We start from the raw sequence: 2,198 nt of genomic DNA, 5'->3' as shown, positions 1-2,198 counted from the left end.
CAGGCTAGCACGCCTCGTGCAGTTTAAGAAAAAAGATAGGGAGGACAGCACGATGAAACTGGGTATTTATGGCGCAGGCGGTTTGGGGCGTGAAGTGTTGGTTCTGGCTCAGATTATCGAGGAGAATCAGAAACGCTGGAGTGATATTTATTTTATCGATGATGTGAATCCAGGGCGCGAGCTTAAGGGCGTCCCTGTGTTGGATTTCGATACTGCAAAAAAAATTGAGAATATCGAAATTGTCATTGCAGTTGGTGAACCGAGAATTAGAGTGTTGTTGGCTGAAAAAGTAAAATCTGCTGAGTTAACCTTGGCAACATTAATTCACCCTGATATCCGTCTTACGGCATGTACGAGTATCGGGAACGGTGTTGTTTTATGTAAAAATGCATTTCTTTCCTGTGATGTAATATTAGGTGACAATGTTTTTCTCCAACCAACATCTAGCCTGGGACATGATGTGGTCGTGGGTGAAAATAGTATTATCTCTACGTTTGTTACGTTGGGCGCAAATTGCCAAATTCGTAGTGGTACCTTTATTGGAATGAGTGCCTCTGTTAAAGAAGGTACAATTATTGGTGATAATACAATTATTTCCATGGGGTCTATCGTAATGAAAAACATCGAAAATGATGTGATCGCGTTGGGAAATCCTGCTCGAGTGATGCGAAGAAATGAAGGCAATGGCGTGTTTCACTGATAGTTGACTTTATGTTGAATTACCCTTACCAAGGAGACATTTTGAATATGCTGTCTAAGATAACAGAGACAAGTCCGATAGAGATGTATGAAGATATCGAAACAATCAAAAAAAATGGATATCCTGTCGTCTTGATTGGCACATCTCAATATGCATCCATTGCGCACAAGTTTTTGAAAGATAATGGTGTGCAAGTCGATATCGTGTCAGTGAACAAAAAATACCTTGACAAGGAAGTGTTTTTTCTTGGGAAAAAAGTGCTTCCGCTCGAGGATGTTGCTGCCAATGAGGGGTTATATAATTATATTGTTGGTTTCCAACCTCACAATGATGATTACGTTAGATTAATTTCATCGAATTCTGCGGTGGTATTTTTTTATGATATTTTGAATTTAAATCATGAAAACGTTTCTTATGACTTTATCAAAGAGAATGAAAATAAATTACAATGGTTTTTTGACAAGCTTGAGGATGATGTTTCAAGAGACGCATTAATTGCTTTTATAAACCAGCGGATCAGTTGCAAAACAGAGTATTTCAATAGGGTTTTCTTTGAAAATATTTATTTTTTAGATTCGATAATTAATTTCTCAGAGAATGAAGTGTTTGTGGATTGCGCTTGTACTGGGGATACGATATTATCCTTTTTAGCTAATTACCGGGAAAAAGGATTTATCAATCCACGTAAGATCTATGGGCTGGAACCGGATAGTAGTAATTTTAAACAACTTGTCAGTACTGTGAGTCAGTTTGATTTTTGTCAAGTTGTTAATTCTGGCGCGTGGAGTGTAAATACAAAACTCAGTTTTCGACAAGGTATAGGTGAATTATCAAGAGTTGATTTGGATAATAAATCCGACGTTATCGATGTTGTCTCTATTGATTCTCTGCTAAAGGGCGATGAAGCAACATTTATCAAGATGGATATTGAAGGCGCTGAGTTGGCTGCATTACAAGGCGCAGCGAAAACAATTCGTGATTACAAACCTAAATTGGCGATTAGTTTATACCATAAGCCTGAAGATCTTATTGAAATACCGAGCTATTTAAATGAGTTAAATCCAGATTACAAATTTTATTTAAGATGCCATCAACGTTATTTTTCCGTCGATATGGTACTCTATGCTATTGTGTGATTTTATTGTTATCTTATAGAGGTGATTGGAATGAGTAATTTAGAAAAATACAACAACGTTTTTATTGAGGTTTTTGAAATTACAGAGGATATGCTGCCAGATTATAAATATCAGGATACTCCTTCTTGGGACTCCGTCGGGCATATGACCATGATCGCGTCATTGGAAGAAGCTTTTGATATCATGATGGATACTGAAGATATTATTGATTTCTCTTCCTATGCCAAGGGTAAAGAAATTTTAACAAAATATGACGTGGAGCTATAAGGAGTCATTCATGTTGCTGCCTGGAAACAATGCGGTGATCACCGGATGCTTGCAGGGCATAGGACGTGCCACGTTAGAAGCATTTGCACGTGAAT

At 37.6% G+C, this 2,198-nt stretch carries 3 protein-coding genes and 1 pseudogene; all 4 read left to right on the top strand.

All coding sequences use genetic code 11. From position 1 onward, the window contains the following. Positions 1 to 700, top strand: a 700-nt coding sequence (locus tag J5224_RS25280; protein ID WP_264627958.1) for an acetyltransferase, incomplete at its 5' end; no start/stop codon positions are given. Between the two features lie 47 nt (positions 701 to 747). Further along, positions 748 to 1,836 carry an FkbM family methyltransferase gene (locus J5224_RS25275; RefSeq protein WP_264627959.1) on the top strand — a complete coding sequence of 363 codons (1,089 nt, stop codon included), beginning with the start codon at positions 748 to 750 and terminating at the stop codon, positions 1,834 to 1,836. Between the two features lie 30 nt (positions 1,837 to 1,866). Next, on the top strand, positions 1,867 to 2,103 hold the full coding sequence (locus tag J5224_RS25270) for an acyl carrier protein (RefSeq protein ID WP_264627957.1): 237 nt from the start codon (positions 1,867 to 1,869) through the stop codon (positions 2,101 to 2,103). Positions 2,104 to 2,113: 10 nt separating this feature from the next. After that, positions 2,114 to 2,198, top strand: a pseudogene (locus tag J5224_RS35610) (3-oxoacyl-ACP reductase); the annotation flags it as partial.

The sequence above is a fragment of the Candidatus Symbiopectobacterium sp. NZEC135 genome, from assembly GCF_025962695.1.
Note: the sequence above shows the minus strand (reverse complement) of the source record. Positions and strands in the feature narration are given on the sequence as shown.